The organism is Streptococcus macedonicus ACA-DC 198 (genome assembly GCA_000283635.1).
Taxonomy (GTDB): Bacteria; Bacillota; Bacilli; order Lactobacillales; family Streptococcaceae; genus Streptococcus; species Streptococcus macedonicus.
Genome location: HE613569.1, coordinates 1,684,208 through 1,709,875, shown reverse-complemented (window position 1 = coordinate 1,709,875; position 25,668 = coordinate 1,684,208). Strand labels below are relative to the sequence as shown.

The following is a 25,668-nucleotide window of genomic DNA, read 5'->3' as shown; positions in this document are numbered from 1 at the left end:
GTTTCAAAAATAGGAGACAATTATGACATTAATGAAAAAAATTCTTGGTGTAACAGGTGTTGCACTAGCCTCTACAACCTTTTTAGCAGCTTGTTCATCAAGCTCATCTTCATCATCTAGTTCTTCAGGAAAGGAAGAAGTTGTCTTTGCAACAGTTGGAACAACGGCTCCATTTTCATATGAAAAAGACGGTGAATTGACAGGTTATGATATTGAAGTCGCAAAAGCAGTCTTTAAAGATTCAGATAAATACGAAGTAACATTCAAAAAAACAGAATGGTCTTCAATCTTTACTGGGCTTGATTCAGGAAAATATCAAATGGGTGGTAATAACATCAGCTATACTGAAGAACGTTCAGCAAAATACCTTTTCTCATATCCTATCGGTTCAACACCGTCAGTACTTGTCGTGCCAAATAACAGCGATATAACATCTTACGATGATATCGGTGGTCATTCAACACAAGTTGTTCAAGGAACGACAACCGCTGCTCAATTGGAAAAATACAATGAAGAAAATGCAGACAATACTGTTGACATCAATTATACAAATGAAAATATCACTCAAATCTTGACAAATCTAAATGATGGCAAATATGATTTCAAGATTTTTGATGCCCCAACTGTTAATTCTGTCATTAAGAATCAAAGTTTGGATAATTTGAAAACCATTGATTTGGAATCAGAAGAGCAACCATACATCTATTTCATCTTTGGACAAGACCAAGAAGATTTACAAAAATTTGTTAATAAACGTTTGAAAGAATTGCAAGAAAATGGTACATTGACAGAACTTTCTGAAAAATACCTTGGTGGAGATTACACGCCTTCTGCTGATGATTTGAAAGTTCCAACATCAGATTAAAAAGTGTGGGTTATAGTTTTAAACTATAAGAAAACCTTATTAATAACAATTTGAAACCTAGAATCAAATAGGATAAAATAAAAACAATGATTAAAACGAAAGAGAACATGTCTATGAAATTGAAAAAATTATTTGGATTAGCTAGCGTAGCTTTTGCGTCAACCGTCTTGTTGGCAGCATGTGGAGGTTCTTCAAGTTCATCATCTTCTGATGACACAACACTTAAAGTTGGTATCATGACTTTGGATGATGCAACAGAACCACTTTGGGACAAAGTTAAAGAATTGGCAGAAGACAAAGGCGTTAAGATTGAACTTGTTGAATTTACAGACTACAATCAACCAAACGAAGCTCTTCAAAATGGCGAAATTGATGTCAATGCTTTCCAACACAAATATTTCTTGAAAAACTGGAATTCTGAAAATGATGGAACTTTGGTAGAAGTTGCTGATACGCTTCTTAGCCCAATTCGTCTCTTCTCAGGAACTGACAGCGACGGCGATGCAAAATACACTGACGTTAGTGATATTCCAGATAAAGGAACTATTTCAATTCCTAATGACGCTTCAAATGAAAGCCGTGCCCTCTACCTTCTTCAATCTGCAGGTTTGATTGAATTAGACGTTTCTGGTGATGAATTGGCTACAATTAAAAACATTTCATCAAATCCGAAAAACTTAGATATTAAAGAAGTTGATGCTGCTCAAACTGCTTCTACATTGACATCAGTTGATGCTGCAGTTATTAACAACTCTTATGCTCAATCTGCTGATGTTGACTATGACACAACACTTTACAAAGAAGCTGTTGATGAAAACTCAAATCAATGGATTAACGTTATTGCAGCCCAAAAAGGTTGGAAAAAATCAGATAAAGCTGATGCTATCAAGACTTTAGTTTCTGTTTACCAAACAGACGAAGTCGGAAAAATCATCAAAGAAGCTTCAGGCGGTGCTGATATTCCTGCATGGGATGGCGCAACAACATCTTCATCATCTTCTGATGACGATTAATATAGCCTATTGAAAATGAAAAATTAGAGGCTGGGATAACTTCCCAGTCTCTAAATCATTATTTCGTATTTTATGGAGAGTTAATAACTTCTAAATTGCTTCTTTGTTGGGAGTGGATTTTAAAATAATTAGCAATATGGTAGAATAGTAACTTGGAGAGTTTTCAAAACTGTGCTACCGATGTGTTTTGAATTTTGAGAGGTAGAAAATGGTAGTAAGTGATAATAATCAGTTGCAGAAGTTTGAAAATGATGACGTTGCTCAATATTATTTTGAGATTTTACGTCAGTTAATTGCTAAAAAATCGATTTTTGCACAGCAGATTGGGTTAGCAGAAGTAGCAAATTATCTAGGCGATATTTTTACTGAAGCTGGTGCTGAGGTAACGATTGACGATACTTGTACGGCGCCGTTTGTTTTGGCGCGTTTTAAGAGCAATAGACCTGATGCTCAGACGATTATTTTTTACAACCATTATGACACTGTGCCAGCTGATGATGACCAGCCTTGGTCGTCAAATCCTTTTGAATTAACCGTCCGTGATGGCTACATGTATGGACGTGGTGTTGATGATGATAAAGGGCATATCACAGCACGCTTGACAGCCGTTCAGAAGTATCGCCGTGAGTTTGGAGATTTTCCAGTTAACATTATATTTATTATGGAAGGTTCGGAAGAATCAGCTTCTGTGGGTCTTGAAACCTATCTTGAAAAATACGCTGATGAGCTCCGTGGTGCGGATTTATTGGTGTGGGAGCAAGGTATTTCAAATGCCAAAGGTCAGATTGAAATTTCTGGTGGAACAAAAGGTATTGTCACCTTTGATATGATTGTTGATTCTGCTAAGGTTGATATTCATTCGAAATTTGGTGCGGTCATTGAGTCAGCATCATGGTATTTGCTTAATGCAATTGCTAGCCTTCGTGATGAAACTGGTCGCATTTTGGTTGACGGAATTTATGACCAAGTCATTGAGCCAAGTGAGCGTGAGTTGTCACTTATCCTAGAGCATGCCAATCTTGATGCCGATAACCTAAAAACACTATATGGTTTGAATTTGCCAATGTTGACAAGGGATAAGGAAAAGTTAGTTCGAACGCTTTTCTTTGAACCAGCTATCACGATTGAAGGAATTTCAACAGGATATCAAGGTCAAGGTGTCAAAACGATTCTACCAGCTAAAGCTCAGACTAAAATGGAAGTTCGTTTGGTTCCTGGGCTTGAGCCAAAAGATGTTCTTCAGAAGATTGAACAACATTTGCAACAACATGGCTTTGAACAGGTAGAGTTGGTTTACACATTGGGCGAAAAGGCTTATCGTAGTGATATGTCTGCCCCGACTATTCTCAATGTGATTGAGATTGCAAAGACATTTTCACCAAATGGTGTTTCAGTTTTGCCGACGACTGCTGGTACTGGACCAATGCACCAATTCTTTGAAGTATTAGAAGTTCCGATTGCTTCTTTTGGTATTGGCAATCCAGACAGCCGTGACCATGCTGGAGATGAAAATGTTAATTTGGCGGATTATTACACCCACATTGAAATGATTGAGGAGTTGATTAAGAGTTATGAGAAAACCGATTATTAATTTAGAACATATTGCCATTACGTTTTATCAGAAAAAACGTGAGATAGAAGCGGTAAAAGACGTTTCCATTACGATTGACAAAGGTGAAATTTATGGAATCGTTGGTTATTCTGGAGCAGGAAAATCAACCTTAGTTCGTACGATTAACTTATTACAGACACCAACTTCTGGAAAAATTACGATTGGTGATGATGTGATATTTGACAATGGTAAAGTGCAGTTAAAAGGTGCAGCTTTACGTCAAAAACGTCAAAAAATTGGGATGATTTTCCAACATTTTAATTTAATGGCACAAAAAACAGCGCGCCAAAATGTGGCTTTTGCGCTTCGTCATTCAAAATTATCAAAAGAAGAAAAAGACAAAAAAGTCGCTGATTTACTTGAATTAGTAGGCTTGTCAGATCGTGCTGAAAATTATCCTGCTCAATTATCAGGTGGGCAAAAGCAACGTGTTGCGATTGCACGTGCTCTTGCCAATGACCCAGAAATCTTGATTTCTGATGAATCAACATCTGCCCTCGATCCTAAAACAACAAAACAAATTTTGACTTTATTGCAAGATTTGAATCAAAAACTTGGTTTGACTGTGGTTATGATTACGCACGAAATGCAAATTGTCAAAGACATCTGTCACCGTGTTGCTGTTATGCAAAATGGGCACTTGATTGAAGAAGGTTCTGTATTGGAGATTTTCTCAAATCCAAAAGAACCATTGACGCAAGAATTTATCAAAACAGCTACTGGTATTGATGAAGCCTTGGTTAAAATTGAAAAACAAGCTCTTGTGCAACATTTGCCAAAAGACGATTTGCTTGTTCAATTGAAATACGCAGGAACATCAACAGACGAGCCTATTTTAAATCAGATTTACAAACAATTTGAAGTAACAGCGAATATCCTTTATGGAAATATTGAAATTCTAGACGATACACCAGTTGGTGAAATGATTGTTGTCCTATCTGGTGAAGCCGATGCGCTTGCTGCTGCCCAAACAGCTATTCTTGAAGCTGGAATTGAATTAACTGTATTGAAACGAGGTGCCTAAATGATGGAATGGATTGAGACAAATTTACCAAATGTTTACCGCATTGGTTGGGAAGGAACGAATTCTTGGTCAGATGCCTTTTCAGCAACGCTTTATATGACTGGCTGGTCATTTGTGATTGGTGGTATTTTAGGGCTTTTAATGGGATTATTTTTAGTTCTAACTGGACCAAATGGTGTGCTTAGCAATCGTATTGGGTTTAAAATTTTAGATATTTTCACGTCAATTGTTCGTGCCATTCCTTTCATCATTTTGTTGGCTATTTTGAAAGGTTTTACCTATGCTATCGTTGGAACCAACCTAGGTCGAACAGCAGCGCTAATTCCGCTATCAGCAGCGACATTTGCCTTCTATGCTCGTCAGGTTCAAGTTGTCTTTTCAGAAATGGATAGAGGTGTTATTGAAGCCGCACAAGCTTCAGGAGCTACCCTTTGGGATATTATCAAAATTTACCTTAGCGAATGTTTGCCAGAGCTTATCCGTGTCTCAACAGTAACGCTCATCTCACTTATCGGTGAAACAGCTATGGCGGGTGCGATTGGAGCAGGTGGTCTTGGTTATATTGCCATTTACTACGGTTATAACCGCTCAGCAACAGATGTCACTATCGTTGCAACAATCTGTATCCTTATCCTAGTCTTTATTATCCAATTTATCGGAGACTTCCTCACTAAAAAACTAAGTCATAAATAGAAAAAAGCACTTCTGTGAAAACAGAGGTGCTTAATGATTGTTTTGTGCTATTTTATTGTCCATGTCTGTAATGAGACTAGCAAGAGTGATATTCTCGAGAGAAGCTTTAAAATTTTCTTGAACCACATCAATACGTGGTTGTAAAACGGAGTTCACCACGCGACCAACTGGACAATTTGGGTTGGTATCATCATTAGCTTTAAAAATAGGCTTGTTTTTATCTTCGACTGCTTGAAAAATATCCCAAAAAGTGAGTTCTTGAGGTGCTTTTGTCAAATGCGCTCCGCCAACACCAGCTTCTACCTTTACGAGTTCAGCTTTTTGTAATTTACCCAATAAATTTCGGACAATCACAGGATTGGTTTGGATACTGTTAGCGAGAAAGGTAGATGTCACTTTTTCTTTATTTTCAAAATGATAAATAGCTAATAGGATATGGACAGAAGTCGCTAATCGTGCAGAGTAAGGCATTTTTTCTCCTTATACTAATCTAATTTGTTAAGAGTATTATAGCATAATTTTGTTGTAATTAAAAATATTACAACCTTTTAGTTGTAATCATTGACATTACATCTGAAGAAGAATATACTATAGATGTAGTTGTAATAAAATATATTACAACAAAAAAATTATTTATATTTTGGAGGAATCATTATGAAAATTGCAGTAGTTGCCGCAAATGGTAAAGCAGGTCAATTGATCGTTGAAGAAGCGCTTAATCGCGGACATGATGTCACGGCAGTTGTTCGTAGTTTTAATAAATCAAAAGCTCAGAAAGTTATTGAAAAAGACTTATTTGACTTAACAAAAGAAGATTTGGCTGGCTTTGATGTGGTTGTGGATGCTTTTTGGGCTTGGACAGAAGACCAACTTCATCTTCACAGCGAGTCACAAAAGCATTTAGCAGATTTGTTGTCAGGAACAGATACACGCTTGATGATTGTTGGTGGTGCAGGAAGTCTTTATGTCAATCCTGAACACACCGTACAATTGGTTGACACACCAGAATTTCCTGCTGTTTTCAAACCATTGGCTAATGCGCAACGTCAATCATTGGCAGAAATTCGTGAACGCAATGATGTCAAATGGACATTTGTTAGCCCAGCAGCAGATTTCCAAGCTGACGGTAACCGTACAGGGCAATATATTCTTGCTGGTGAAGAATTAACCACAAACGATAAGGGTAAATGTATTATCAGCTACGCAGATTATGCTATTGGCTTTGTTGATGAAATTGAAAATAGCAAACACATCAAAGAACGCATCAGTTTACTTGGAAAATAAGATAGAATAACCCCACCAAACTCATTTGAGCTTGGTGGGGTTTGTTAGCAATCATATTATCTATGCTTTTTTGACTTTTGTGATAAATATGCTAAGAATGAAGCCGACGAGGGCAAAGCTAATCCACCCCATTGAGAATTGTCCGAATGGAACAATTGTTGTGAAGAATTCAACGAGACTTGTTGGAAGTGTGAATAATCCAGTCATTGTAGATAATGTTGAAAAGGCATCATAAAGTGCTGGAATAACGGTGAAACCAATGGTTAATCGATAAACAATTGGACTATTATTGAAGAATTTAGCAAGGAGTACCAAAAGTACAATCACGACTGTAAGTGGGTAGAGAAGGTAAAGAACTGGCAGTGACCATTTAATCAACTCAGAAAGACTACCAAAGTAGAAGAATAAAGCAATCAAGGTAAAGATACTTGCCCAAGCAACGTGAGACAATTTTGGTTGTAGTTTGTGGAAATATTCCGCGCAGGCTGTGATTAGCCCTGTTGCTGTTGTTAAACAAGCAAGGAAAATCGCTGCCGCAAGAACTGCTCGTCCAATGCTTCCAAGATAGAAATAAGCTGCTTGTCCCAGAACATTTCCGCCATCGATAGCAGCGCCATTAAATGTAAATTGTCCGTTAGTAAATGTAAATAAGCTTTGTGATGTTGCGCCGATACGAGCCACAAAAATGTAAATAAGCGCAAGCAATACGGTTGCAATGATCCCAGATTTGAAGGTCAAAAGAGCGACTTCTGACTGATTTTTGGCACCGTGTTGTTTACTAGCATCGATAACAATAATGGCAAAAGCAAGGGAAGCAAGAGCGTCCATTGTACCATATCCTTGAATGAGCCCCGCAACAAAAGGTACATCTTTAAAGGCATTACTAATATCATTAGCGGCGTTATAAGCAGTACCAATATCACCGGCTGGTTTGATAAAGGAAGCAATCACCAAGATTGCAAGAATGATAAGAAGCGCAGGTGTCAAATATTTCCCAATGCGGTCAGCAATTTTGCTTGGTTTAATGGCTAAAATGTAAGAAAGACCAAAAAAGAACAAACCGTAAGCAATTTTTACGCTAATGCTATCACCTAAAATTGGTTGGATCCCAATCGAAAATGACGTAGCACCTGTCCTTGGAATCGCAAAGAAAGGTCCAATTGACAAATAGAGGGCAATTGAAAATAACAAGGCATAATGGCGCGAAACAGGGCGTGCAAAATCCTCGACGTCGCTGGCACCAGAATAAGCAACAGCAACAACTCCAAGCAATGGCAGGGTGACGCCTGTCAAGCAGAAGCCAAGAATAGCCAATGCTAAGTTACTTCCAGAATAAATGCCTAAAAAGGCAGGGTAAATAAGGTTACCCGCTCCAAAAAATAGAGCAAATAACATGAAACCGATAATGACATAAATATTTTTAAAAGGTTTCATATGTCCTCCTAATAATGAAAAATGCTTACAATTACTTTTCAATTGAGTAAAATTGTATGACAATTATTATAGCGAACAGACAAGCTGTCGTCAATAGAAGAAAGGTTCAAAAATTATAAACAAATTCTCATAAAAAACTGACAAGCTGTGTCCTAAAGCTATAAAATGCGCTAAATAATATCATAAAAAGTATCATCAAAAAATTTAAATTGTGAAAAAATTTGGAAAATAGTGTATTTAAGCGCTATCATTTAACAAATCTTGTGTGAGGATGTTTGACGAAGTGGCAGTTTTGTATTATTATAAAAAAGTTATTACGATATAAGGAGTTACTATGAGACATTTTATTAGCGTTTGGAATAGGACTAGTCTAATCAAACGTATTATTATCGGAGTTATCCTTGGTTTAATTCTGGGAGTAGCCTTTCCAAAATTATCAGGAATTGGTATTTTAGGAGATTTATTTGTAGGTGGTCTTAAAGCTGTAGCACCATTATTGGTTTTTGTTTTGGTTGCCAATGCTTTATCACAACATGAAAAAGGACAAAAGACCAATATGTCAACGGTTGTCGGCCTTTATCTTGTTGGGACACTAGCTGCGGCGATAGTGGCAATATTAGTTAACTACATTTTCCCGTTGAAATTGACATTAGACAATGTAGCAGAATCGGATTTATCAGCACCAGAAGGGGTAGCAGAAGTTTTCAAAGACCTCTTGCTCAAAGTTGTGGATAACCCTGTTAATGCTATCGCATCTGCTAACTATATCGGAGTGCTAGCGTGGGCGGTTGTCTTTGGGCTTGCAATGCGCAATGCTAGCCAACAAACGAAAGACTTACTACAAACCATGACAGAAGTAACGTCGCAGGTTGTGCGTTGGATTATTAATTTAGCGCCATTTGGTATTTTAGGTTTGGTCTTTAACGCCATTTCTGATAATGGTATTGGTATTCTGACTAATTATGGTTTCTTGATTGTAACTCTAGTTGGAACAATGCTTTTTGTGGCTCTGGTGGTCAATCCATTAATTGCATTTGTGATGATTCGTCAAAATCCTTACCCACTTGTTCTTCGTTGTTTGAAAGAATCTGGTTTGACAGCCTTCTTTACGCGTAGTTCAGCGGCAAATATCCCTGTCAATATGAAACTTTGTGAAGATTTAGGCTTGAATAAAGACACTTATTCGGTATCTATTCCTCTCGGAGCGACAATCAATATGGCTGGCGCAGCGATTACGATTAACGTCCTAACACTTGCTGCGGTTAACACTCTTGGAATTAGTGTTGATTTTCCAACAGCTTTCTTATTGAGTGTGATTTCAGCGGTATCTGCTTGTGGTGCTTCTGGTGTGGCAGGGGGGTCTCTCCTATTGATTCCAGTTGCATGTAGTTTATTTGGCATTTCAAATGAGATTGCTATGCAAGTTGTTGGTGTTGGGTTTATTGTTGGTGTTGTCCAAGATTCTTGTGAAACAGCGCTTAACTCATCAACGGACGTTCTTTTTACAGCGGTAGCTGAAAAATCTGTCTGGGGTAAAAACAAAAAAGCAAAACATAGCTAATCACCGTAGCTGGGCAAATTGCTCAGCTTTTTTTTATATTAAACCCCTTGCTATAACCTGTATTTATAACTAGTTCAAGAAATAAGCTTCTTTAAATTGAATCTTATTTATGATAAAATAAACCAACATCAAAAAGGAGGAACTCTCATTTTGAGTAATCATTTAATTGTTTTACAATCGGATTTTGGTTTGGTTGACGGGGCAGTTGCAGCCATGGTTGGAGTTGCCTTGCAGGAAGAGCCAACTTTAAAAATTCACAATTTAACTCATGATATTACTCCTTATAATATTTTTGAGGCTTCTTATCGCCTTTTTCAAACGGTAGAATATTGGCCAGAAGGCACCACTTTTGTTTCTGTAGTTGATCCAGGAGTTGGTTCAAAGCGAAAAAGTGTTGTTGCTTTAACAGAGAATAACCAGTTTATCGTGACACCTGATAATGGCACTTTAACCTATATCAAAACACATGTTGGTATCAAGGCGGTTCGAGAAATTTCAGAGGTTAAAAATAGACGCAAGAATACAGAGTATTCTTATACATTCCACGGACGTGATGTTTATGCTTATACAGGAGCAAAACTAGCCAGCGGTCATATTTCATTTGAAGAAGTGGGACCAGAATTGCCTGTTGAAGCCGTTTTGGAATTGCCTGTCGTTGAGACAGAAATTCTGGAGAATGCTGTGCGTGGGGCAGTTGATATTTTAGATGTTCGTTTTGGGTCATTGTGGACGTCAATTAAACATGAAGAGTTTTATACGTTGTCGCCTGAATTTGGTGACCGTTTTGAAGTGACCATTTTTAATAACGATATGTTGGTTTACCAAAATCAAGTGACTTACGGAAAATCATTTGCTGATGTGCGGATTGGTCAGCCAATTATCTATATTAATTCACTTTATCGTGTTGGGCTTGCTATCAACCAAGGGTCGTTTGCCAAGGCTTATAATGTTGGAGTTGGGTCTAACTGGCGCATTGAGATTAAAAAATTAGGGGTATCATTATGAAAAGTAATTCGATAAAAACCGTTGTTGCGACAGGGATTGGGGCAGCCTTGTTCATTATCATTGGAACTTTGATTAACATTCCAACGCCCATCCCAAATACCAATATTCAATTACAATATGCCGTAATTGCTCTTTTTGCTGTGATTTATGGTCCGACAGTTGGTTTCTTTTCTGGTTTTATTGGACATGCTCTAAAAGATGCCCTTCAATATGGTTCACCTTGGTGGACATGGGTGCTTGTTAGTGGCTTGATTGGCTTGGCTATTGGCTTATTAGCTAAGAAAATCAATATTGAAAAAAGTCCTTTGACTGCAAAAGATTATGTTTGGTTTAATGCCGTACAGATTATTGCTAATGTTGTTGGCTGGACTTTGATTGCCCCTTACGGTGACATTTTGATTTACAGCGAACCAGCAAGCAAAGTTTTCGCTCAAGGTATTTTATCAGCAGTTATCAACAGTTTGACAATCGCTATTGGTGGTTCGCTTTTGCTTGCCGTGTATTCTAAAACACGCACGCAATCAGGCAGCCTAACCAAAGATTAATACAGAAGTAGAAGCAGGGATTCCCTGCTCTTAATCATTTTTTAGGAGAATAGTCATGAAGCCCTTTATTCAATTTAAGGATTTCACTTTTAAATATGATATTCAAGCAGAACCAACCTTAAAATCTCTCAATTTAACGATTGAAAAAGGACAAAAGGTACTTATCATAGGTCCATCAGGTTCTGGAAAATCAACAATTGGTCACTGTCTTAATGGGATTATCCCTAATATTTACCATGGGGAGAAATCTGGGCAGTTTACGATTAATGGTAAAGAAGCATTTGGCTTGTCTATTTACGACAAGTCTCATTTGGATTCTACGGTTTTACAAGACCCAGATGGTCAATTTATTGGGTTAACCGTGGCAGAGGACTTGGCATTTGCGCTTGAAAATGACTGTGTTTCTTTGGAAGAAATGCAAGAAAAAGTTGTTCACTGGGCAAAAAGGCTTGATTTAACAGAGTTTTTAGACAATCGTCCACAAGATTTATCAGGTGGACAAAAACAACGTGTTAGTTTAGCAGGGATTCTGATTGATGAGAGTCCGATTTTACTTTTTGATGAGCCGCTTGCCAATCTAGACCCAAAATCAGGTCAAGAAACGATTGATTTGATTGACCGTATTCATCATGAAGAAAAGGCGACGACGATTATCATTGAACATCGTTTGGAAGATGTGCTCTATCGTCATGTGGATAAAGTCGTTTTGGTGAATGATGGTCAGATTTTATTTGATGGTCATCCAGATGAGCTATTACGGACAGAGCTTTTGATTCAAAATGGCATTCGCGAGCCACTTTACGTAACGGCTTTGAGAGATTTGGGTGTTGATGTGACATCAATGGAACATCTATCAGACCTAAGTCAAGTTGATTTGACAAATATTGCCGTGACAGCGCCCAGCTCATTTCAAGAAGAAGCGCCGCAAGATAAGCTCTTAACGGTTGAACAACTGCATTTTGCTTATCAAGAGAATCGTCCTATTTTGAAAAATATCAATTTTGAGATTAATCAAGGCGAACGGATTGCCATTGTGGGAAAAAATGGTGCTGGCAAGTCAACTTTGGCAAAAGCTATCTGCCAATTTATCATGCCAGAAGGTGATATTCGTTATCGAGGACAATCGATTATGACGGATTCTATCAAAGAGCGTGCTGAAAAAATCGGTTATGTTCTTCAAAATCCAAAACAGATGATTAGTCAGACGATGATTTTTGATGAGGTGGCGCTTGGTCTTCGTTTGCGTGGAGTAGATGAGCAAGACGTTGAAAAACGCGTGTTAGAAACGTTAAAAGTTTGTGGTTTGTATGAATTCCGAAAATGGCCTATTTCTGCGCTGTCTTTTGGTCAGAAAAAACGAGTGACAATTGCTTCGGTTCTGGTAATGAATCCTGAAATCATTCTTTTAGATGAACCGACAGCAGGTCAAGATAAGCGAAATTATACTGAAATCATGAATTTCCTTAATCAGCTCAATAAGGCAGGGCACACCATTATCATGATAACGCATGACATGCAGTTGATGTTGGAGTATTCTGATCGCAGTATTGTAGTGAGCAACGGTGAAATCATTGCGGATTGTTCGCCAGTGGCATTATTCAATCAAAATGCTATCCTAGAAAAAGCTAACTTGAAAAAGACTAGCTTGTTTGAATTAGCAGAAAAATTAGCAGTTGATCCAATTGTCTTGACGCATTATTACATTGAAAAAGAGGGAGGTATTCATGGCTAGTCATCTTATTGGTTATCAGAGTGGTCGGGGTTTCTTTTATCAATTGTCAGGCGCCAGTAAATTAATTTTCTTTGTTTTGGTATCGATTGCTTGTATGACAACCTATGATACGCGTTTGATAGCCGCGATTGGAATTGCTTCCCTTGTTTTGTTTAAAATAGCAGGTATTCGTTGGCAGCAAGTCTCTTTTGTCGTCAAATTTATTGGCTTTTTTGCTCTTTTAAATGTGGTCATGGTGTATTTGTTTGCACCGAATTATGGCGAAACAATTTACGGAACTAAAACTATTTTGCTACAAGGCTATGGGCGATTTTATCTTACCAGTCAAGAATTATTTTACCTGTTTAACCTTGCTTTGAAATATTTTTGCACGGTTCCGTTGGCTGTCTTATTTCTTATGACAACGCAGCCAAGTCAATTTGCTTCAAGTTTGAATCAAATCGGCGTACCTTATAAAGTTGCCTATGCAGTTAGTTTGACGCTACGCTACATTCCTGACGTGCAAGAAGAATTTTACATGATTCAAATGTCACAAGAAGCGCGTGGACTGGAACTATCACAAAAAGAAAAACTAATGAAACGTATCAAAGGAAATCTACAAATTGTCATTCCCTTGATTTTCAGCTCACTTGAGCGAATTGATACGGTGTCAACAGCTATGGAGCTACGTCGTTTTGGAAAAAATAAAAAGCGTACTTGGTACACTTATCAAAAATTTATAACAGCGGATTTGCTGACCGTTGTGATTGCTGTTTTACTAGTTATCATTAGTTTGTGGCTTTTTCACCTTAACCAAGGGCGTTTTTACAATCCTTGGCATTAAAAAAGCGTATAAACCAGAACAATTAGCTGTTCAACGGTTTATACGCTTTTTTCTTATTTCAAATAACCAAGATAATCAAATTTTTCAAACGTATTGTCATTTGCAATGGCAACGACTTCAGTATTGGCTTCAAAAGCTTGGTTGGGATTGATATGGGTATCAAGACTTGACGTTGATTTTTTACGAATACCGACTAAATTCAGGTCGTATTTGTGTCGAAGGTCCAGCTGAACCAGACTCTTTCCAACCCAAGAATCAGGAATAGAAAATTCAATCATAGAAATATTATTCTCAATGTGAATAATATTTTTAATATGGTGGCGAAGCATATTTGAAGCAACTCTTTTTCCAGAGTCGCGTTCTGGTGTGATAACTTTAGTCGCCCCAATGCCGTAAAGCACCTCTTCATAAGTCGCATTTTTGGCCTTGGCAAGAATGGTTTTTACCCCTAATTTTTTACAGTGCATAATGGCAAGAACTGAAGATTCTAAGGTATTTCCAGTTGCAATAACAACAACATCACATTGCGCAATGCCAACGGCTTTTAAAAATTCAATCTCTGTAATATCACCAACAGCTGCCTTAGTTGCCATATCAGCCACATCTTGAACGAGATTTTCATGTCTATCTAAAGCAATGACCTCTTGCTCGAATTTACTTAATTCTTCAACAATAGTACGTCCAAAAATTCCTAATCCAAGAACTCCAAAAATCTTTTTTGTCATAATAATTTCCTCTAACCAACATTAATATTTGTTTGTGCGTAGCGAATATTTTTTTCTTTCTTTTGCAAAAGACTAAGCAGGACAGTAATCGGTCCAACACGTCCGATAAACATAAGCGCCATGATGACAAATCGCCCTGCTTGCGATAATTTAGGCGTTAAATCCATGGAAACGCCAACCGTAGCAATCGCAGAAATGGCTTCAAACAGCAAAGCGAGCGGGTCATGATTCGGTTCAAATTCCAAAAGCAACAGATAGCCGATGATTAAAATAGTAAAGAAAAAGATTAGCACGGTCAGTGTTTGTTTTATCGCTTTATTGGCAATAACGCGGTGGCGAAAAGTGACTTCATTTTGCCCTGCAAGTTCGGATTTGAAAAGCAAGAAGGCAATTGCGACTGTTGTCACCTTGACACCGCCAGCCGTACCACCAGGAGCACCACCGATAATCATTTGAATCATATAAAGAATATTTGTCGCTGAATGCGTATCAAGATAAGAAATCGTTGCAAATCCAGCCGTCCTCATGGTTACTGATTGGAAAAAGCAGACCATGATTTGCTGAAAAATGGTATAGTGCCCAATTGTCTTAGCATTTTTAAATTCAATTAGCCACGTCAATGCTGTTCCAAGCAGTAAAAGAATTCCTGTTGTGACAAGCACTAAGCGTGTCTGATTGCTTAATGAGCGAGAAAATGCAGAAAAGCGATAAGGTTTATCTTTGATAAAGTGTTTGATAGCTTTTTTTAAATCCATCCAAACCGCAAATCCGATTCCACCAGATACGATTGCGGCAGCAATTGCCACATTAACCAAGGGATTCAAAACGAATTGTTTAAGGCTAGCATCGCCAAAATTATCAAACCCAGCATTACAAAAAGCAGAGACAGCAAGAAAAATGGCATTAAAAATACCGTGCCACAAGCCAAAACGTGGAATAAAATCAAAGAGCAATATAATAGCAACCAAGGACTCAATAATAAAAGTGATTTTGTAAGCATTAAAAAGGTAATGCCTAAGGTCATTGTTATTGTCATAGCTAAGTGCTGATTGCAGCAAACTCTGCCTTGATAAATTCATGCGACGACGTAAAAGGTAGGTACTGATTGCAATTAAAGTAACCAATCCTAGTCCACCAATTTGCATGAGACACATTGTAATCACTTGACCTAATCCGTTGTAAACACTGGCTACAGGAAAGACTGATAATCCCGTCACACAAACCATTGAAACTACGTTGAACAAGTGGTCAAGGTAAGTAGTGCTAGGCGCGTCAGCATAGTGAGTTATAGGAAGTGAGAGTAACAAGCTTCCTATGAAAATGACAATCATAAAACTAAATGTCAAGCGTTGTGTACTTGTTAAAGATTTAAAAATACTATTCAAAGAGTACTCCTCCTAAACTTCAAAAAGTTTTTAAAGTTTTCTAAAAGAGCCTTACGGCTCATAACATTAAAGAGGTTTTTTATTTGGCATCCCAGCCTTACGTGGGTATTTATTTGGTGTCTCTTTTTTCTTTTCAAGAATTGTGATTTGGCGACTATCGCCATTTGGCAATTCATAATGATAATTGTCTATGAGTTTTGAAAAAAGAATTGTCATGGCATTTTTGGCATCTGCCAATTCTTCTTCGGCAGCGGAAGCTTTAAGAGCAATTAATTGCCCACCAACTTTTAAAAATGGGATTGTCAATTCGGTCAAGATTTGGAGACGAGCAACAGCTCGTGCTGTTACAATATCATAGCTTGCGCGGAAATGCTTATCTTGACCAAAATCTTCAGCACGTCCATGGTAAAAATGAACTCCCTCTAAGCCAAGTTCATCTGCCAATGAATTAAGAAAATTAATACGCTTATTTAGTGAATCAATAATAGTAACATCAATATCAGGGCATAAAATCTTGATAGGAATACTTGGAAAACCAGCTCCAGCTCCAATATCTAGCAAACGAATCGCTTGATTTGTTATTTTTCCTTGAAGAACAGGAGCAATAGAATCATAAAAATGTTTCAAATAAACGCCCTCTTCATCCGTAATAGCCGTCAAATTAATCTTTTGATTCCATTCAACCAAAAGCTCAAAATAACGTTCAAATTGCTTTTTTTGTGTATCTGTCAACTCAAAACCTTGTTGACTAAGTTTCTTATAAAATTCTTCTGGTGTCATGATTATCAGTAAAGAAAGCATTAGCAGCCTGCAAAACACAAACCACCACAACTTTCTCTAATATCCTTTCAATTTCAATATATGTAATCTTATTCTACCATAAAATCCCATCCAATAACATTCTTAGAAATGGTTATAACACCCCAAAAACTAATTTTCCTCCATAACTTCATCTGTAAATACTTTAAGAATTGAAAGAAAATTGATATAATGAGCTTAGGAAGTATTTTTTATCTACTTATTTTGGTTTATCAAAAGCTTTTGTGTAGCGGTAGGTTACAAAAAGCAACTGATTTTGGAAAGGTATGTCATACCTAAGGAGAAATTTATGATTTTTGTTATTATCGCTATTATTGTTGTTTTAGTGCTTTGGATTATTGCTATCTATAATGGTCTTGTTAAAAGTCGTATGCAAACTAAGGAATCTTGGAGTCAAATTGATGTGCAACTCAAACGTCGTAATGACCTCATTCCGAATCTGATTGAGACTGTAAAAGGCTACGCCGCTTATGAAGAAAAAACATTTGCTAAGATTACAGAATTACGCAGTCAAGTTGCCCGAGCAGAAACACCAGCAGAAGCAATGCACGCGTCAAATGCTCTTACCAAACAACTCTCAAGCTTGATTGCTGTGGCTGAAAATTATCCTGAACTTAAAGCTAATAACAGCTTTATCAAGTTGCAAGATGAATTGACAAATACAGAAAACAAAATTTCGTACTCACGTCAATTGTTCAATACAACAACAGCAAATTATAATGTTAAATTAGAAACTTTCCCAAGCAATATCATTGCAGGTATGTTTGGTTTTAAACCAAGCCAATTCTTGGAAACCCCTGAAGATGAAAAAGAAACACCAAAAGTATCATTTGATTTCTAATTGATATTGTTTTGAGAAATTATTTTAAAGCAACCTTTAATAAAGAAAGGAATAAAATGGAAGGTCTCTTGAAATAGTTGATGATTTTAACAACTCGAAGAGACCTTTTGTTTTCTTAATAAAGTCATGTTATACGATCAAATTTCTAGTAACAAGCGAAGAACGGTTGTTTTGATTCTTGTTTTCTTCTTGATTTTGTCAGCTATTGGTGCCGCAGTTGGCTATCTTTGGTTAGATAGTCTAGAATTCGGTGTGGTTATCGCCTTAATTATTGGTGGAATCTATGCTGTTAGTATGATTTTTCAATCAACAAATGTTGTCATGTCAATGAACAATGCGCGTGAAGTCAGCGAGGAAGAAGCCCCAGAACTTTATCATATTGTAGAAGATATGGCAATGGTGGCACAAATTCCAATGCCGCGTGTGTTTATCGTTGAAGATGATTCTTTAAATGCGTTTGCGACAGGTTCAAGTCCTGAAAATGCTGCGGTCGCAGCCACCACAGGATTATTAGCTGTGATGAATCGTGAAGAATTGGAAGGTGTTATTGGACACGAAGTTAGTCATATTCGTAATTACGATATCCGCATTTCTACCATTGCTGTTGCTTTAGCTAGTGCAGTGACCTTAATTGCTAGTATCGGTAGCCGCATGATGTGGTTTGGCGGAGGTGGCAATCGTCGCCGTTCGAATAACCGCGATGAGGGTGGTCTTGGTATTTTGATGTTGCTCTTTTCGATTTTATCGTTAATTTTAGCACCACTTGCCGCAACTCTTGTTCAATTAGCCATTTCACGGCAACGTGAATACCTTGCTGATGCCAGTTCTGTTGAACTAACTCGTAATCCTGAAGGGATGATTAAAGCACTTCAAAAACTGGAGCAATCTTCTCCAATGCATCATCCTGTTGATGAAGCAAGTGCGGCACTCTACATTAATGACCCTATCAAAAAAGAAGAAAGAACAACATCACTGTTCAACACACATCCATCTATTTCGGATCGTATTGAACGTCTTCGTCAAATATAATAATATCAAGAACTTCATTTTAAGGTGTGAAGTTCTTTTATAATAAATTATTTATTGATAGAATATATACAGACAATACTCTAAAAAGTTGATATAATAGTAGAGAAATTTAAAAGAGGTAATAATGATGTTTTCAATTTCGGAAATAAAAAAGAATCCAGATGGTATTAGTTTCAATCTTTCTTTAGATATTAAAGAAAAATTAGCAGAACGTAACAAAGATGTGTTGGACGTTAAGGGAATTTTTGTGCAAGGTAATGTTGCCTATGATGATGGTTTATATTTATTAAATTATACACTCGATTATACAATTACATTACCTTCAAGCCGCTCAATGTTGCCTGTTGACGTACACCAGATTGAGAAAATTTCAGAAATTTTTATTGAAATGGCGGATATTCATACAAAAGAAGAACTTGTTAGAGAAAATCTTGTCTTGGTACTTGAGGAGGACTATATTGATTTAGAAGAAAGTGTTATTGATAATATTTTGTTGACAATTCCTATGCAAATTTTAAGTAAGGAAGAACGAAATTCTAATGTAATGCCATCAGGAAATGACTGGTCAGTTTTGACAGAAGAACAATATGATGTGCTACAAGATGAAAAGAAAAAGGAGAATAATCCATTTTCTGCTTTAAATGGATTGTTTGAAGATTAATTTTATTTTTATTAAAAAATAAAATATTCTTGAATTATCGTTAACACTTTGATATACTTTTAAGGCTATATAATATACTTATCTTTGTTTTTGCTTTTTCAGAAAGATGTAATAAAATAATAAAAATGTAATTTTATTCTCATGCTAATAGGAAGTCATTTTTGACAGAGGTAGTATACTTTTGCAAAAAAGAGATTTTAAATCTTTAAAAATTAATAAAAGGTTGGTGACAATGAGTAAAAAGATTTTAATTATTGAAGATGAAAAAAATCTTGCACGTTTTGTATCTTTAGAGTTGCAACATGAAGGTTATTCAGTAGTAGTAGAAAATAATGGACGACTTGGCCTACAAACAGCTCTAGATGATGATTTTGATTTAATTTTGTTAGACTTGATGCTTCCAGATATGGATGGTTTTGAAATTACACGCCGTCTTCGATTAGGAAAAGAGACTTCTATTATTATGATGACAGCTCGTGATTCAATTATGGATGTTGTTGCTGGGCTTGATCGTGGTGCAGATGACTATATTGTTAAACCATTTGCAATTGAAGAATTGTTAGCTCGTGTCCGTGCTGTTTTTCGTCGTCAAGATGTTGAATCTAAGCGTGAACAAGATAGTCGAGGAAAAGAAGGGCTACTTGGACTACGCTTAAACCCTCAAAATCGTTCTGCTGTTCGAGGTGATGATGAAATTTCACTTACAAAACGTGAATATGATTTGCTAAGTGTTCTTTTATCAAATGTTAATCGTGTAATGACACGTGAAGAATTATTGTCTAGTGTTTGGAGATATGATACAGATATTGAGACAAATGTTGTTGATGTTTATATCCGTTACCTTCGCGGAAAAGTCGATATTCCAGGTAAAGAATCTTACATTCAAACAGTTCGTGGAATGGGATACATTATTCGAGAAAAATAATGATAAAATGGGAAGAAAAGTCTTTATCTAGAAAAATATCGATTTTCTCTTTGCTTCGGATTCTCCTTGTGTTAACTCTTTTTAATCTAATCGTGTACTTTGGAACTACCCAAATCTTTTTAGCACGTGAGCGTTATGATGTTGAACAAAGTGCCGAAGTAGTGAGAAATTTTTTGTCTCAAGAAAGCTCACTAACAGTTGACAATCTTTTGGATTTGTTGGATGAGTATAATGCTACGGAGTCACTTGTTGAGGAAGATGATGCCCAATATATCCTAGATAAAAGTGGTGGGATTGATGATTTGACTTCTGATAATCAAGAAGTCGCCATTTTTAACAAGGATAAGCAATTAGTTTTAACGACTGATAAGTCAGTTGCAAATTTTAAAACAGGTACAGTTGGCAAGACAAAAATCTACCATGCACCTGCTTTTACAGGTTACTATGCAACGGCGAAAATTTACTCCAAAAACACAAGAGAAGTTATGGGTTATGTGACGCTTTTTCAACACTTTAGCTCCTACTATCTAATGCGACATTGTCTTGTGGTAATCCTTTTGATTACAGAGTTGGTTGAGATTGGGTTAATTTTATATGTTCTTTTCTCTTCAACAAAACGCTTTTTACGTCCGTTGGAAGAATTTCAAGGAATTGTTAGTAATATTGCTGAAAATCCTGGCGATTTGACTGTCCGTAGTGATATTCACTCTGGAGATGAAATTGAAGAAATTTCTGCTAACTTTGATAAATTGTTAGATCAAATTGAAGGGTATACTAAAAGACAAGCGCGTTTTGTTAGTGATGTTAGTCATGAATTACGAACACCGATTGCAGTTATTAAGGGACATCTTGGTTTACTGAAACGTTGGGGAAAAGAAGACCAACATATTCTTGAAGAAAGTTTAGATGCTGCTTATCATGAAATCGATCGAATGTCCATTATGGTTAATGAAATGCTAGATATGGTTCGTGTTCAGGGAAGTTTTGATCTACACAAAGGTGGAAAAACAGACTTGAAGAAATCAATTGACTATGTTTTGGGAAATTTTCGTATTTTGCATCCAGATTTTAATTTTCAATTTTCAACAAGTGTGGAGGAGTGTGTCTTTGCAGAAATTTACAAAAATCACTTTGAACAGGCAATTTTGATTTTAATTGATAATGGTGTAAAATATTCTTCAGGAAGTAAAACGATTCATGTTAGTTTGGAGCTTCAAGGATCTGACGCTGTTGTCAAAGTTAGAGATGAAGGGGAAGGAATTTCTCAGGAAGACCTGAAATATATTTTTGAACGATTTTATCGAACAGATAAATCACGTAATCGTGTTTCAACACAAGGAGGTCTTGGAATTGGCTTGGCTATCCTTAAACAGATTGTTGATGCTTATGAGCTTAATATCAGTGTTAACAGTATTGTTAATGAGGGTTCAGAGTTTACGTTAGTTATTCCACGACTTATGACAAAACAAGATAAAACAGACTGAGTTTTTCTCTCGGTCTGTTCGTTTTTCTAATAAAGCATGATTGAACAATTATTTTTTATTAGAAAAGGGATAAGGTTTAAGAAATGGGAAATCGTTTGATTGATATGGTCAAACTGGTATTACTTTCATAATGATTGATTTTATGTTAAAATAAAGTATTAAAACAATTGGCAGAATGGGGTGTTTGCATGCGTTGTCCAAAATGTAATTATAATAAATCAAGTGTTATTGATAGTCGTCAAGCTGAAGATGGAAATACTATTAGACGTCGTCGAGAATGTGAAAATTGCCATGCACGTTTCACTACTTTTGAACGTGTTGAAGAATTGCCCTTACTAGTCATTAAAAAAGATGGAATGCGTGAACAATTTTCTCGTGAAAAGATTTTAAATGGTATTTTCCAAAGTGCCCAAAAACGTCCAGTATCGAGCGATGATATTGAACAAGTTGTTTCACGTATTGAGCAAAAAGTTCGTAGTGACTTTGAAGGTGAAGTTCCGAGTACAGCCATTGGTAATCTTGTCATGGATGAGTTAGCTGAACTTGATGAAATAACTTATGTACGTTTTGCCTCTGTTTATAAATCGTTTAAAGACGTCGATGAGATTGAAGAACTTTTACAAGAAATTACTAACCGAGTTCATAGTAAGAAGAAAAGAAGTAATTTAGATGAGACCAATCGATGAGTTTTCTTATATCAAAAATAATAAGGTTTTATTAGATTCTGATAGTCTTAGCCAGCTGTATCACCCAGTGATTGGAAATCACGCGGTTTTGCTTTATGATTATTTGTTGGCATTTTTTGATGATGGTGTTAAACGTCACAAATTTAGTGAGATTCTTAATCATTTGCAATTAAGCATGCGTCAGGTGGAAGAAGCTTTTGCAATTTTGACTGCTGTTGATTTGCTTATTTTGTACCAAACACGTGATGCTTATGTTTTAAAATTGCAACCTGCTTTGAACCGTGAGACTTTTCTTAGCAATCCTGTGTATCGTCGCTTATTAGAGCAGGAAATTGGTGATGTTGCAGTGGCTGAGCTGGATATTAAAATTCCGCAAGAGGCTAGAGATATTTCCAAAAAATTCTCGGATATTTTTTCAGCAGGAGAACTACCAAAGCCAAAAGCAAATGTGTCAAAAAATCATTTTGATTTGGATAGCTTTGAGCGTTTGATGTTGCGTGATGGCCTGCAATTTAAAGATGAAAAAGCAGATGTTGTTTCGATTTACAGCCTTGCTGACAAGTACACCATGAATTGGTTTGATACCTATCATTTGGCAAAAAGCACGGCTATTAATGGTAAAATTTCACCACAACGAATGACTGTTCAGTTGGAACAACCCAAAAATGCGAAATCACAAGGTCAAAGCAAAGAGCAATTTGACACCAAGGAACAAGTGATTATTCGTGAAGCCAAGCAAGCTAATGCAAGAGAATTTTTGGAGAAAATCAAGGCACCACGTCGTGCGGTGGTTACCGAGAGCGAGCGAAAATTGTTGGAAGAATTAGCCAACATGAGCTTTTTAGATGAAGTGATTAATGTCATGGTGCTTTATACGTTAAATAAAACGCAGTCAGCTAATCTCAATAAACCTTACATTATGAAAGTAGCCAATGATTTTGCCTATCAAAATATAACGACTGCTGAAGCTGCTGTTTTAAAAATGCGCAGCTTTGCCCAACGCAATAAAGAGGACCGTAAAGCACAGGCAAAAGTTGCTAAAAGCAATGTCCCTGAATGGACAGCAAAAGAATACAAGCATGTTGCTACTGCTGAAGAAAAAGCGAAATTGGAAGAACTCAAACGTAGCATGTTAGAAGATTAAGGAGCGAGTGATGGAAAAAATCGGACAAACCTTGGCTAAACAGCTTCGCCAAAGTCGCACAGACCTTAATGAATTGACCCAAGTTATTTTAGCAGATAAGGAAATTGCTGATTTTATCACGTCAAATGGCTTGACTCAGGAGCAAATTAACCGTAGCCTACCTAAGTTTAATCAATTCATGGTGGAGCGTGAAAAATTTCAAAATCAGGATGAATCCTATATTGCTAAAGGGTACAAGCCTGCTCTTAGCATGAATGAGGGCTATGCAGATGTCATTTATTTGGAAACACGCGAATTAGTTGAGGCTAAAAAACGTCAAGATATTAAAAATCGTGTGACTTTGATTGGCTTGCCAGCTAGTCTCAAACACATTGCAACAGATGATCTTGATTTAGGAGACCCAAATCGTATTGAAATTTACAATTATTTGAACGATTATCAAAAAAATCTTGAGACAGGAACTCAAAAAGGGCTTTATGTTTTTGGAAATTTTGGTGTTGGGAAGTCTTATTTGATGGCTTATCTAGCAAATCGTTTATCTGCCAAGTACGGCAAGTCAACGACCTTGCTTCATTTTCCAACTTTCTGTGTTGATATTAAAAATGCTATCAATACAGGAACAGTGAAAGAGCAAATTGACCAAATCAAACAATCTGAAATTTTAGTTCTTGATGATATTGGAGCAGAACAACAAAGTCCATGGATTCGTGATGATGTTTTGCAGGTTATTTTGCAATATCGAATGCAAGAAAATCTCTTGACATTCTTTACATCAAATCTTGATTTTAAAGGACTTGAAGAACACTTTGCAGCATCACGCTCGGGTGATGAAACGTGGCAAGCAAAGCGTGTCATGGAGCGTATTCGTTATTTGGCTCGTGAAATTCATCTGCAAGGCAATAATCGTCGCTAATCGTAAATCATTAAAAGTGATAAATAGATAAAAGAATTTGAAAGGAATAAATTCGACAAAGGCATTTTTGAGAAATCAAAATGTCTTTCGTGTGGAAAAATCCACTTAAAATAGTTGAGACTGTTTTAACGAAGCTGGTACTAGAGGAATTATGGTTTTACCTACTGTTGCTATTGTCGGGCGTCCAAATGTTGGAAAATCGACTTTGTTTAACCGTATCGCAGGTGAGCGCATTTCAATTGTGGAAGATGTCGAAGGTGTTACACGCGACCGCATTTACACAACAGGTGAATGGCTTAACCGCAAGTTTTCATTGATTGATACTGGTGGTATTGATGACGTTGATGCGCCATTTATGGAACAAATCAAACAACAAGCAAACATTGCGATGACTGAAGCAGATGTTATCGTGTTTGTGGTTTCAGGAAAAGAAGGCGTTACAGATGCTGATGAATATGTTTCAAAAATCTTGTATCGTACTAATAAACCAGTGATTTTAGTGGTCAATAAAGTTGACAACCCTGAAATGCGTAGTGATATTTACGACTTTTACTCACTTGGTCTTGGGGATCCATACCCGGTGTCATCTGTTCATGGGATTGGTACGGGGGATGTCTTGGATGCTATCGTTGAAAATCTGCCTGTTGAAGAAGAAGACGAAAATCCAGATATTATCAAATTCAGTTTGATTGGTCGTCCAAATGTTGGTAAATCAAGTTTGATAAACGCGATTCTTGGTGAAGAACGTGTGATTGCAAGCCCAATTGCAGGGACAACACGTGATGCTATTGACACAAACTTTACTGATAGCGAAGGTCAAGAATACACAATGATTGACACCGCAGGTATGCGTAAATCTGGTAAGGTTTATGAAAATACTGAAAAATATTCAGTAATGCGTTCAATGCGTGCCATTGACCGTTCAGATATCGTTCTTATGGTTATCAATGCCGAAGAAGGAATTCGTGAGTACGATAAACGTATTGCAGGATTTGCTCACGAAGCTGGTAAAGGAATCATTATCGTTGTTAACAAGTGGGATACGATTGAAAAAGATAATCATACAGTTGCAAGATGGGAAGAAGACATTCGTGACCAATTCCAATTCTTGTCATATGCACCAATTATCTTTGTTTCAGCGGCGACAAAACAACGCTTGAACAAATTACCTGATATGATTAAGAAAATTAGCGCAAGCCAAAACAAACGTATTCCATCAGCTGTGCTTAATGATGTTATCATGGATGCCATTGCTATCAACCCAACACCAACAGATAAAGGGAAACGGTTGAAAATCTTCTACGGCACACAAGTTTCTGTTAAACCACCAACGTTTGTTATCTTTGTTAACGAAGAAGAACTCATGCACTTCTCATATATGCGTTTCTTGGAAAATCAAATCCGTGCAGCTTTCGGTTTTGAAGGCACACCAATCAATTTGATTGCCCGCAAACGCAAATAAGAT

At 36.8% G+C, this 25,668-nt stretch carries 25 protein-coding genes; 20 read left to right on the top strand and 5 right to left on the bottom strand.

Going from position 1 to position 25,668, the window contains the following annotated elements; genetic code table 11:
• Window positions 1-22: 22 nt before the first annotated feature.
• From SMA_RS08565 to SMA_RS08545, 5 genes are all read left to right on the top strand, one after another.
• Window positions 23-865 (top strand): amino acid ABC transporter substrate-binding protein, encoded by an 843-nt coding sequence (locus SMA_RS08565; protein WP_014295182.1) that lies wholly within the window; start codon window positions 23-25, stop codon window positions 863-865.
• 113 nt (window positions 866-978) lie between these two features.
• Complete coding sequence (locus tag SMA_RS08560; protein WP_044563107.1) at window positions 979-1,878, top strand: MetQ/NlpA family ABC transporter substrate-binding protein; 900 nt, start codon at window positions 979-981, stop codon at window positions 1,876-1,878.
• Between the two features lie 208 nt (window positions 1,879-2,086).
• Window positions 2,087-3,469, top strand: a complete 1,383-nt coding sequence (locus SMA_RS08555) for a M20/M25/M40 family metallo-hydrolase (RefSeq protein ID WP_014295180.1) — start codon at window positions 2,087-2,089, stop codon at window positions 3,467-3,469.
• Complete coding sequence (locus SMA_RS08550) at window positions 3,450-4,514, top strand: methionine ABC transporter ATP-binding protein (protein WP_014295179.1); 1,065 nt, start codon at window positions 3,450-3,452, stop codon at window positions 4,512-4,514. Before SMA_RS08555 ends, SMA_RS08550 begins: the two co-directional genes overlap by 20 nt.
• Window positions 4,515-5,207 (top strand): methionine ABC transporter permease, encoded by a 693-nt coding sequence (locus SMA_RS08545; RefSeq protein WP_014295178.1) that lies wholly within the window; start codon window positions 4,515-4,517, stop codon window positions 5,205-5,207.
• Between the two features lie 30 nt (window positions 5,208-5,237).
• Here SMA_RS08545 and SMA_RS08540 read toward each other — a convergent pair whose 3' ends face one another.
• Window positions 5,238-5,678 carry an Rrf2 family transcriptional regulator gene (locus SMA_RS08540; protein WP_014295177.1) on the bottom strand — a complete coding sequence of 147 codons (441 nt, stop codon included), beginning with the start codon at window positions 5,676-5,678 and terminating at the stop codon, window positions 5,238-5,240.
• A gap of 183 nt (window positions 5,679-5,861) precedes the next feature.
• Here SMA_RS08540 and SMA_RS08535 point away from each other — a divergent pair, with 183 nt between their 5' ends.
• Window positions 5,862-6,491, top strand: coding sequence for an NAD(P)-dependent oxidoreductase (locus tag SMA_RS08535; protein ID WP_014295176.1), 630 nt, complete (start codon window positions 5,862-5,864; stop codon window positions 6,489-6,491).
• A gap of 60 nt (window positions 6,492-6,551) precedes the next feature.
• Here SMA_RS08535 and brnQ read toward each other — a convergent pair whose 3' ends face one another.
• Entirely contained in the window at window positions 6,552-7,925 is a 1,374-nt protein-coding gene (gene brnQ, locus SMA_RS08530; RefSeq protein WP_014295175.1) for a branched-chain amino acid transport system II carrier protein, read from the bottom strand.
• A gap of 334 nt (window positions 7,926-8,259) precedes the next feature.
• Here brnQ and sstT point away from each other — a divergent pair, with 334 nt between their 5' ends.
• From sstT to SMA_RS08505, 5 genes are all read left to right on the top strand, one after another.
• A complete protein-coding gene (gene sstT, locus SMA_RS08525) occupies window positions 8,260-9,486 on the top strand; it encodes a serine/threonine transporter SstT (RefSeq protein WP_014295174.1) in 1,227 nt (408 codons plus the stop codon).
• 150 nt (window positions 9,487-9,636) lie between these two features.
• Window positions 9,637-10,491, top strand: coding sequence for an SAM hydrolase/SAM-dependent halogenase family protein (locus SMA_RS08520; protein ID WP_014295173.1), 855 nt, complete (start codon window positions 9,637-9,639; stop codon window positions 10,489-10,491).
• Window positions 10,488-11,036 (top strand): ECF-type riboflavin transporter substrate-binding protein, encoded by a 549-nt coding sequence (locus SMA_RS08515; protein ID WP_014295172.1) that lies wholly within the window; start codon window positions 10,488-10,490, stop codon window positions 11,034-11,036. Before SMA_RS08520 ends, SMA_RS08515 begins: the two co-directional genes overlap by 4 nt.
• 55 nt (window positions 11,037-11,091) lie before the next feature.
• On the top strand, window positions 11,092-12,768 hold the full coding sequence (locus SMA_RS08510; protein ID WP_014295171.1) for an ABC transporter ATP-binding protein: 1,677 nt from the start codon (window positions 11,092-11,094) through the stop codon (window positions 12,766-12,768).
• A complete protein-coding gene (locus SMA_RS08505) occupies window positions 12,761-13,591 on the top strand; it encodes an energy-coupling factor transporter transmembrane component T family protein (RefSeq protein WP_014295170.1) in 831 nt (276 codons plus the stop codon). The genes SMA_RS08510 and SMA_RS08505 overlap by 8 nt, the downstream gene beginning before the upstream one ends.
• 53 nt (window positions 13,592-13,644) lie before the next feature.
• On the opposite strand, the gene ktrA is transcribed toward SMA_RS08505, so the two are convergent.
• The 3 genes from ktrA to rsmG form a co-directional block, all read right to left on the bottom strand.
• Window positions 13,645-14,316 carry a potassium uptake transporter gating subunit KtrA gene (gene ktrA / locus SMA_RS08500; protein WP_014295169.1) on the bottom strand — a complete coding sequence of 224 codons (672 nt, stop codon included), beginning with the start codon at window positions 14,314-14,316 and terminating at the stop codon, window positions 13,645-13,647.
• Window positions 14,317-14,327: 11 nt separating this feature from the next.
• The gene (locus SMA_RS08495; RefSeq protein ID WP_014295168.1) at window positions 14,328-15,701 is read right to left on the bottom strand and encodes a TrkH family potassium uptake protein; all 1,374 of its coding nucleotides are present in this window, start codon (window positions 15,699-15,701) and stop codon (window positions 14,328-14,330) included.
• Window positions 15,702-15,767: 66 nt separating this feature from the next.
• Window positions 15,768-16,481, bottom strand: coding sequence for a 16S rRNA (guanine(527)-N(7))-methyltransferase RsmG (gene rsmG, locus SMA_RS08490; protein WP_039671169.1), 714 nt, complete (start codon window positions 16,479-16,481; stop codon window positions 15,768-15,770).
• Window positions 16,482-16,809: 328 nt separating this feature from the next.
• On the opposite strand from rsmG, the gene SMA_RS08485 reads away from it, so the two are divergent.
• The 9 genes from SMA_RS08485 to der all read left to right on the top strand — a co-directional run bounded on the left by SMA_RS08485 (window position 16,810) and on the right by der (window position 25,665).
• Entirely contained in the window at window positions 16,810-17,361 is a 552-nt protein-coding gene (locus SMA_RS08485) for a LemA family protein (RefSeq protein WP_014295166.1), read from the top strand.
• Window positions 17,362-17,487: 126 nt separating this feature from the next.
• On the top strand, window positions 17,488-18,390 hold the full coding sequence (gene htpX, locus SMA_RS08480) for a zinc metalloprotease HtpX (RefSeq protein WP_014295165.1): 903 nt from the start codon (window positions 17,488-17,490) through the stop codon (window positions 18,388-18,390).
• 124 nt (window positions 18,391-18,514) lie between these two features.
• A complete protein-coding gene (locus tag SMA_RS08475) occupies window positions 18,515-19,051 on the top strand; it encodes a DUF177 domain-containing protein (RefSeq protein WP_014295164.1) in 537 nt (178 codons plus the stop codon).
• Between the two features lie 232 nt (window positions 19,052-19,283).
• A complete protein-coding gene (locus SMA_RS08470) occupies window positions 19,284-19,976 on the top strand; it encodes a response regulator transcription factor (protein ID WP_014295163.1) in 693 nt (230 codons plus the stop codon).
• 68 nt (window positions 19,977-20,044) lie between these two features.
• Window positions 20,045-21,460, top strand: a complete 1,416-nt coding sequence (locus SMA_RS08465; RefSeq protein ID WP_257903756.1) for a HAMP domain-containing sensor histidine kinase — start codon at window positions 20,045-20,047, stop codon at window positions 21,458-21,460.
• A 188-nt stretch (window positions 21,461-21,648) separates the two neighbouring features.
• The gene (gene nrdR / locus SMA_RS08460; RefSeq protein ID WP_014295161.1) at window positions 21,649-22,146 is read left to right on the top strand and encodes a transcriptional regulator NrdR; all 498 of its coding nucleotides are present in this window, start codon (window positions 21,649-21,651) and stop codon (window positions 22,144-22,146) included.
• Entirely contained in the window at window positions 22,130-23,290 is a 1,161-nt protein-coding gene (locus tag SMA_RS08455) for a DnaD domain protein (RefSeq protein WP_014295160.1), read from the top strand. Before nrdR ends, SMA_RS08455 begins: the two co-directional genes overlap by 17 nt.
• A 10-nt stretch (window positions 23,291-23,300) precedes the next feature.
• Window positions 23,301-24,203, top strand: coding sequence for a primosomal protein DnaI (dnaI, locus tag SMA_RS08450; RefSeq protein ID WP_014295159.1), 903 nt, complete (start codon window positions 23,301-23,303; stop codon window positions 24,201-24,203).
• 151 nt (window positions 24,204-24,354) lie between these two features.
• A complete protein-coding gene (der, locus tag SMA_RS08445; protein ID WP_014295158.1) occupies window positions 24,355-25,665 on the top strand; it encodes a ribosome biogenesis GTPase Der in 1,311 nt (436 codons plus the stop codon).
• The last annotated feature ends 3 nt before the right edge of the window (window positions 25,666-25,668 follow it).

Bases quoted from the DNA above. Each gene is read 5' to 3' on its own strand.
- SMA_RS08565 (WP_014295182.1), top strand. From the start codon at position 23: ATGACATTAATGAAAAAAATTCTTGGTGTAACAGGTGTTGCACTAGCC.
- SMA_RS08560 (WP_044563107.1), top strand. From the start codon at position 979: ATGAAATTGAAAAAATTATTTGGATTAGCTAGCGTAGCTTTTGCGTCA.
- SMA_RS08555 (WP_014295180.1), top strand. From the start codon at position 2,087: ATGGTAGTAAGTGATAATAATCAGTTGCAGAAGTTTGAAAATGATGAC.
- SMA_RS08550 (WP_014295179.1), top strand. From the start codon at position 3,450: ATGAGAAAACCGATTATTAATTTAGAACATATTGCCATTACGTTTTAT.
- SMA_RS08545 (WP_014295178.1), top strand. From the start codon at position 4,515: ATGATGGAATGGATTGAGACAAATTTACCAAATGTTTACCGCATTGGT.
- SMA_RS08540 (WP_014295177.1), bottom strand. From the start codon at position 5,678: ATGCCTTACTCTGCACGATTAGCGACTTCTGTCCATATCCTATTAGCT.
- SMA_RS08535 (WP_014295176.1), top strand. From the start codon at position 5,862: ATGAAAATTGCAGTAGTTGCCGCAAATGGTAAAGCAGGTCAATTGATC.
- brnQ (WP_014295175.1), bottom strand. From the start codon at position 7,925: ATGAAACCTTTTAAAAATATTTATGTCATTATCGGTTTCATGTTATTT.
- sstT (WP_014295174.1), top strand. From the start codon at position 8,260: ATGAGACATTTTATTAGCGTTTGGAATAGGACTAGTCTAATCAAACGT.
- SMA_RS08515 (WP_014295172.1), top strand. From the start codon at position 10,488: ATGAAAAGTAATTCGATAAAAACCGTTGTTGCGACAGGGATTGGGGCA.
- SMA_RS08510 (WP_014295171.1), top strand. From the start codon at position 11,092: ATGAAGCCCTTTATTCAATTTAAGGATTTCACTTTTAAATATGATATT.
- SMA_RS08505 (WP_014295170.1), top strand. From the start codon at position 12,761: ATGGCTAGTCATCTTATTGGTTATCAGAGTGGTCGGGGTTTCTTTTAT.
- ktrA (WP_014295169.1), bottom strand. From the start codon at position 14,316: ATGACAAAAAAGATTTTTGGAGTTCTTGGATTAGGAATTTTTGGACGT.
- rsmG (WP_039671169.1), bottom strand. From the start codon at position 16,481: ATGACACCAGAAGAATTTTATAAGAAACTTAGTCAACAAGGTTTTGAG.
- SMA_RS08485 (WP_014295166.1), top strand. From the start codon at position 16,810: ATGATTTTTGTTATTATCGCTATTATTGTTGTTTTAGTGCTTTGGATT.
- htpX (WP_014295165.1), top strand. From the start codon at position 17,488: ATGTTATACGATCAAATTTCTAGTAACAAGCGAAGAACGGTTGTTTTG.
- SMA_RS08475 (WP_014295164.1), top strand. From the start codon at position 18,515: ATGATGTTTTCAATTTCGGAAATAAAAAAGAATCCAGATGGTATTAGT.
- SMA_RS08470 (WP_014295163.1), top strand. From the start codon at position 19,284: ATGAGTAAAAAGATTTTAATTATTGAAGATGAAAAAAATCTTGCACGT.
- nrdR (WP_014295161.1), top strand. From the start codon at position 21,649: ATGCGTTGTCCAAAATGTAATTATAATAAATCAAGTGTTATTGATAGT.
- SMA_RS08455 (WP_014295160.1), top strand. From the start codon at position 22,130: ATGAGACCAATCGATGAGTTTTCTTATATCAAAAATAATAAGGTTTTA.
- dnaI (WP_014295159.1), top strand. From the start codon at position 23,301: ATGGAAAAAATCGGACAAACCTTGGCTAAACAGCTTCGCCAAAGTCGC.
- der (WP_014295158.1), top strand. From the start codon at position 24,355: ATGGTTTTACCTACTGTTGCTATTGTCGGGCGTCCAAATGTTGGAAAA.